Here is a 6,000-nt window from a genome sequence, read left to right as displayed (position 1 = left end):
GGTGCTTGCGCGTGGCGCGGCCAATATCGCGGACCAGTTTTTCGGCTGGCACCCGCGTGGGTGGGGCGGAGGATTTCTGGCTCATCTTCACTCTCCTTGGGGTTACGATGAGCCAGAAATCCTCCGTTACTCAAATCGCCAGTTTGGTCTCATGAGCACCGCAAGGGGACGGTACGACCCGCAAAAAAATTGTTGTATGTGATCACATTCTTCAATACGATTGAGGGAGCTTACATCTTAAGGATGGAGATTCTGATATGGAGAATAGCTCCTCGCTGATGCCGGGCGTAATACAAAAGAAGAACAAATGGCTGCCGCATAGGCGCCCAACCATATGCACCGTGTGCGTCATGTCCGGGGAGCGTTGATCATGACGTTACTTCCGCAAAAAGGGCGGCCCTGGAGCGAGCTCAAAGCAGAATTGGACGCCGCAAAAGCTGATGATTTTTCCTGGCGCCAGGGTCGCATGGCGCTTTATTTTTATTTTCTAGATGATGAAGTCACGCGCGTCGCTCAGGAGGCCTACCTTACCTACTGGACTGAAAATGCCATGGGGCAGCGTGCGTTTCCGAGTATGAAGCGGCTTGAAGGCGAAGTCATATCCATGGCTCTTGCCTTGCACCACGCACCCAAAGAGGCGACCGCCACATTCACATCCGGCGGGTCCGAAAGCATTTTCCTGGCGCTGAAAACAGCGCGCGATTGGGCAAGAGAGACCAAGGGAGTCGAGCGCCCAAATATCGTTATCCCACGCACGGGCCACCCGACTTTTGACCGCGCTGCCCAACATCTTGGCGTAGAGGTCAGACGAGTACCAACGTCACGCAACGATTTTCGCGCCGATCCAAGGGAGATGGCAAAGCGCATTGACGGGCGTACCATCATGCTTCTTGGAAGCGCGCCGAATTATCCCTTTGGCGTCTTTGATCCAATCCGCGAGATTGCGGCGCTGGCTCAGCAACATGGTTTGTGGATGCATGTCGATGCGTGCGTCGGTGGTTTTCTTGCGCCGTTTGTTCGTAAACTTGGGCGAGAAATTCCCGATTTTGATTTTGCTGTGCCGGGCGTCACCTCCATCTCTGCCGATCTGCACAAGTATGCTTATACTGCCAAGGGAGCATCAATGATGATGCTGCGGGACGCGGCGCTCCTAAAATGGCAAACTTTCAACTTCAGTGACTGGGAACGAGGTGCTTACGTCAACTCTACGGCTCAAGGGACGCGACCCGGAGGTGCCGTTGCCGCCGCATGGGCCGTCATGAATTTTTTGGGTGAGGAAGGCTATGTTCACTGGGCCGGGGTGCTGATGGATACTGTGGATCGTATGGCGGCCGGTATCGCTGCCATTCCAGGGCTTGAAGTCCTTGAGCCGCATGAACTTTGCATCTTCGTATATCGTTCGAATGATCCAGCGCTCGATATTGGCGCGGTCGCAGAAGGTTTGACGCAACGCGGATGGTTCGTGGGCCGCCAAGCTGAACCTCCAGGCATCCACCTTCACCTTAATCCGGCCCACTCGATAGCAGTAGACGATTATCTATCCGATCTTCGCGATGCAGTTACTGAAGTGCGTAAAACAGGCGCCAGGGCTCTTGAGGCTTCCGGTCGAACCTACTGAATGCCGGGGTGGCGGCGGCCACCCTTCCGAGAGTGAGGGGAGGATCAGCCGCCGCTGAGCTCTCAAAACCGGGGAGAACGACAGGATGAGTATACGGTCTTTGGCAATTGCCGCTTCTGCCTTTCTTGGCCTTATGGTGGGGCCGACTTTTGCGCAAAATGCATCCATTGCGCCACAGCTGGATACCATACGGGAGCGCGGGACTTTTCGCTGTGGTGTCTATGAAAATGTACCTGGGCTCTCGGCCCTTGATGCACAGGGAAGACGTGTGGGTTTAGATGTTGATTATTGCCACGCCATGGCTGCGGCCATTTTGGGTGACCCGACAAAAGTTGAGTTCAGAACAATGTCCTTGGCTCAGGGCATCCCCGCGTTGCGTTCGGGCGAAGTTGATATGGTGGCGCTTGCTCTTACCTACACGATTCAGCGGGATACGGAACTCAACCTCGACTTTGTTGGCCCAACTCTTTACTCCGGGCATGCATTCATGGTCCATCGTCGGACGGGTGCTACGCGCTTGGCTGACCTCAATGGCGCAACGATTTGCGTTGTTGCCGGTGGCATTACCGACAGCCTGATCGCTGACTATTTTCGCGCTCGCAATATGACTTTCCGACCTCTGGCTGTAGAGAATACAACGCAAATGTATGCCTTGTATGAAGAGGGGCGCTGCGACGTTGTCACTTCCGAGGTACCATTTCTGGGCATGCGCCGTTCACGACTTCGCCAACCCGATCAGCATCTGATCCTCGACGAGATTTTCGCCAAATCCCATATGGGCCCGATCGTTCGCGATGATGATCGTCGCTATGCGCATGTCGCGCGCTGGGTGCATTACGCACTCGTTAATGCGGAGGAGATGGGTATTACGCGCGCCAATATCGATCAGCTGGTGCGCGAAAGTCGGGATCCGGCCATACGCCGCTTCCTCGGTCTTGAAGGCGATATTGGCCGCAATATGGGATTACCCAATGACTTCACCCAAGCGATCATTCGTGCAGTTGGCAATTATGGCGAAATCTTTGAGCGCCATTACGGGCAGCAGAGCGTCATCAAGCTGCCGCGGGGCTTGAATGCGCTTGCTGGCCAGGGCGGACTGCAATGGTCTCCAACGTGGCGCTGAAGTAAGTTCGTTGAAAGCTATGGCGATGCCAAACCTGCTGTCGCGGCTATGGCACCGTCCATCTTCGCGGGCCAGACTCTGGCAAGCGCTTGCATTAGGCTTGTTTGGCGCAGCCATCTGGTGGTTATGGACAAACCTTACCGGGAACCTGGCCCGACGCGACCTGGGCATAGATTTTCGCTTTCTATCAGGGCGGGCTAGCTTTGAATTCGGCGAAAACCTTGCCGGGTATCAAGCTGGAGATAGCTTCCTTCGTGCTTTTCTGGCCGGGCTCGGAAATACGATTCAGGTTGCAGTTGCTGGGATCGTTTTAACCACCATCCTTGCGCTCGCGCTGGCTCTCGTCCGTTTGTCACCCAATCGTCTGGCGCGCCGGCTCACCGGCACGTGGATTGAATTGATTCGCAATACGCCGCTGCTTTTGCAGCTATTGTTCTGGCATCAGTTCATCATCAGGCAGCTTCCCATGCCTCGTCAGGCGTGGGAGCCTCTGCCAGGGGTGTTTCTTAGCAACCGTGGCCTGGTATTTCCTGCGCCGGAGACCGCAGCTGCCCTTCTGCCTATGATCTGTGCTGTCTTAGTCGGGATTAGCGTGGCTTTAGTGCTGCGCCGAACACCTTCTGTTCATGGAAGCCGATTATACCACTTCCTCCCTATATGCTTATTGGTGGCGCCGCCTTTGATTGCCCTACTAATCGCGCCACCATCCATCTCATTTCCAGAGTTGAAGGGCTTCAACTTTCACGGTGGTTCATCGGTAAGCCCGGAATTCATCGCCCTGTTATGTGCGCTTGTAATCTATCAGTCCGCTTTCATGGCGGAGACCATCCGCTCCGGTATTCTGGCGGTACCGAAAGGCCAGATTGAAGCAGCACAGGCGCTTGGCCTTCCGCGATTTCAGCTCCTGTGGCTTGTTGTACTTCCTCAAGCGCTACGCATCGCCATCCCACCTGTAACCAGCCAATATCTGTCTTTGACCAAGAATTCCTCACTCGCGGTCGCTATTGGCTATCCGGATCTTGTGCGAGTAAGCCAGGTCACGATCAGCGAAACGGGCAGGGCAGTCGAATGTGTGTCTATCCTGCTAGCTGTATATCTATCGCTTTCGCTTTTCACCGCCTTGATCATGGATGTCTATAATCGCCGCGTCATGCGCCGTGGTGGTGCAGCGGCATGAAAGGCATTTATGGGATTCCAAAAAAGCGCTTCGGCGGTGGAATTTTCGATACTCCCGGTAATGCGCTTTTTTCTCTTATCCTTCTCGCGCTTCTTGTTCATTGGGGAATGGGGGTTTGGGATTGGACCATCACAAGAGGCACATGGCAGGCTGAGACTGCTGAGCAGTGCGCCAGAAATGGAGGATTTTGTTGGGCATTCCTGCGCGATCGCTGGAGACTTATCTTGTTTGGTCCCTACCCCTTTCAGGAACAGTGGCGCCCGGCGTTAGCGCTCGTCGTCTGCCTCGCATTATTGTCGGCGTCGGTAAGCACCTGGATTTGGGGAAAGGCGCTTGGTCCAAGACTTCTGCTGTTCTGCTGGATCCTGGGCGTGCCCCTCATGGCTCTTTTGATGATCGGTGGTATGCTTGGTATTCCCCGTGTTCCCATACGGCTTTGGGGCGGCTTGCCCTTGACTGTGATGCTCGCCTCAGTTGGTGTCTCCCTGGCCTTCCTGCTCGCGATTGCGTTGGCGCTTGGGCGCGTATCTAAGATGCCAGTCCTGCGCTGGATGGCGACGGGTTATATCGAATTTTTTCGTGGTGTTCCCCTGATTGCACTATTATTCCTGGCGGCGATCCTTTTTCCCTACTTTGTCCCGCCCGGTTGGAGTATGGATACCCTTCTGCGGGCACAGCTTGCGTTCGCCTTGTTTTTTGCAGCCTATATGGCCGAGGCAATGCGCGGTGGCCTGCAATCCATCTCGCCAGGCCAGTATGACGCGGCGCAGGCACTGGGCTTGAGTTGGTGGCAAACACAAAGGCGGATCATTCTGCCTCAAGCTCTGCGAAAGGTGATCCCAAGCCTTGTCAATATTTTCATAGCGGCATTCAAGGATACGTCGCTTGTGGTCGTCATATCCATGCTGGACCTTCTTGGGGCTGCGAATGCTTCCACTGCTGAGGCTAAATGGTGGGGCCTTTACATTGAACCATATCTCTTCATCGCCCTGATTTATCTGATTTTCTGCAGCGCGATGTCAGCATATAGTCGGGGCCTGGAGCGGCGGCTTGGAATTGGCGAAAGATGATGGACTTTTTCTTCAATTGGGTCGGCCTTCGACAGTGACGCCATTGGATGACGCGAAACGCAGAATCAGGCTAAATATCAAGCCAGTCATCGGTTTTTTCCAAAGAATTTGGCCGCCAAAGAAAACATGAACGAAGCCTCGTCAAACCTGCTGCCTGCGTTTACTCCCGTGGAGCACCAGACGCTACGCGATAATGCCTATGCCCAATTGCGTGATGCATTGATGACCGGACAATTTGAGCCTGGGCAACACATTACAATTCGAGGACTTGCAAGCGCTTTGGGTGTGAGCCCAACGCCGATCCGAGAAGCATTGCGCCGCCTCGCCGCTGAGCGAGCGATCGAAGCGGAACCGAATCGGTGGATGCGCATTCCCGTACTTTCTGTTGATCAGCTGACAGAACTGCGTGCCATCCGTATCGCTCTTGAGGGGTTGGCGGCAGCGCATGCTGCGCGGCGGATTACTGACGTTGAGTTGGAAGACATCAGACATCTGGAGGCGCAAATTGTAGCGTTGAGACCGCGCGGTGAGCGCAAGGAGATGATACCCCTTATCAGCCGCTTACACTTTGCAATTTATAGGGCAGCAGCGATGCCAGATCTGCTACGCATCATCGAAAGCCTCTGGTTGCGAAGCGCACCCTACAGCAACTTGCTCTTTCCTGGTTATACGCGTGTCGAGCGTGGGAAACTGCGTGCATCCGCAATCGCCGCGCTTGAGCGTCGTGATTCCCTTGCGACTCGTGAATTTCTTGAAGCCGATATCGGAGGAGCCTTGGATTATCTGATTGATTTGGCGAAAGGCGACGATTGGCCTTCGCCCGTTATCGATTCCGTACGAAGCTGACGCGCCCGTGTGGCATTCTTTTGGGCTGGGAATTCTGCCTTACCTACTCTGACCATATTCGATACGCGGCTCCGAGAGATCTGGATGACCAGCCTATTCATCTTAGCACACAGTTATCGTATAAGCGGGACTTGCTGCCCCGCACACCAGAGCACGACAATGTCAA

Annotated in this window: 5 protein-coding genes; all 5 read left to right on the top strand. The window is 54.7% G+C overall.

The window, feature by feature from the left end; all coding sequences use genetic code 11:
- Nucleotides 1–370 precede the first annotated feature (370 nt).
- The 5 genes from IOB61_RS08120 (at nt 371) to IOB61_RS08100 (ending at nt 5,834) form a co-directional block, all read left to right on the top strand.
- Nucleotides 371–1,618 (top strand): aspartate aminotransferase family protein, encoded by a 1,248-nt coding sequence (locus IOB61_RS08120; RefSeq protein ID WP_290814907.1) that lies wholly within the window; start codon nt 371–373, stop codon nt 1,616–1,618.
- 85 nt (nt 1,619–1,703) lie between these two features.
- The gene (locus IOB61_RS08115) at nt 1,704–2,741 is read left to right on the top strand and encodes an amino acid ABC transporter substrate-binding protein (RefSeq protein WP_290814904.1); all 1,038 of its coding nucleotides are present in this window, start codon (nt 1,704–1,706) and stop codon (nt 2,739–2,741) included.
- Nucleotides 2,692–3,918: an ABC transporter permease subunit gene (locus tag IOB61_RS08110; RefSeq protein ID WP_290814901.1), complete on the top strand. Its 1,227-nt coding sequence runs from the start codon at nt 2,692–2,694 to the stop codon at nt 3,916–3,918. Before IOB61_RS08115 ends, IOB61_RS08110 begins: the two co-directional genes overlap by 50 nt.
- Entirely contained in the window at nt 3,915–4,988 is a 1,074-nt protein-coding gene (locus IOB61_RS08105) for an amino acid ABC transporter permease (RefSeq protein WP_290814898.1), read from the top strand. The genes IOB61_RS08110 and IOB61_RS08105 overlap by 4 nt, the downstream gene beginning before the upstream one ends.
- 126 nt (nt 4,989–5,114) lie before the next feature.
- Complete coding sequence (locus IOB61_RS08100) at nt 5,115–5,834, top strand: GntR family transcriptional regulator (protein WP_290814895.1); 720 nt, start codon at nt 5,115–5,117, stop codon at nt 5,832–5,834.
- Nucleotides 5,835–6,000: the final 166 nt, after the last annotated feature.

Source organism: Aquidulcibacter sp. (assembly GCF_020253525.1).
In the GTDB taxonomy this organism is placed as follows: Bacteria; Pseudomonadota; Alphaproteobacteria; order Caulobacterales; family Aquidulcibacteraceae; genus Aquidulcibacter.
The sequence above is the reverse complement of the archived record's forward strand: the minus strand, read 5'-3'. Positions and strand labels throughout refer to the sequence as shown.

Excerpts from the sequence above, each read along its gene's own strand:
- IOB61_RS08120 (WP_290814907.1), top strand. The coding sequence starts at position 371 with ATGACGTTACTTCCGCAAAAAGGGCGGCCCTGGAGCGAGCTCAAAGCA.
- IOB61_RS08115 (WP_290814904.1), top strand. The coding sequence starts at position 1,704 with ATGAGTATACGGTCTTTGGCAATTGCCGCTTCTGCCTTTCTTGGCCTT.
- IOB61_RS08110 (WP_290814901.1), top strand. The coding sequence starts at position 2,692 with ATGCGCTTGCTGGCCAGGGCGGACTGCAATGGTCTCCAACGTGGCGCT.
- IOB61_RS08105 (WP_290814898.1), top strand. The coding sequence starts at position 3,915 with ATGAAAGGCATTTATGGGATTCCAAAAAAGCGCTTCGGCGGTGGAATT.
- IOB61_RS08100 (WP_290814895.1), top strand. The coding sequence starts at position 5,115 with ATGAACGAAGCCTCGTCAAACCTGCTGCCTGCGTTTACTCCCGTGGAG.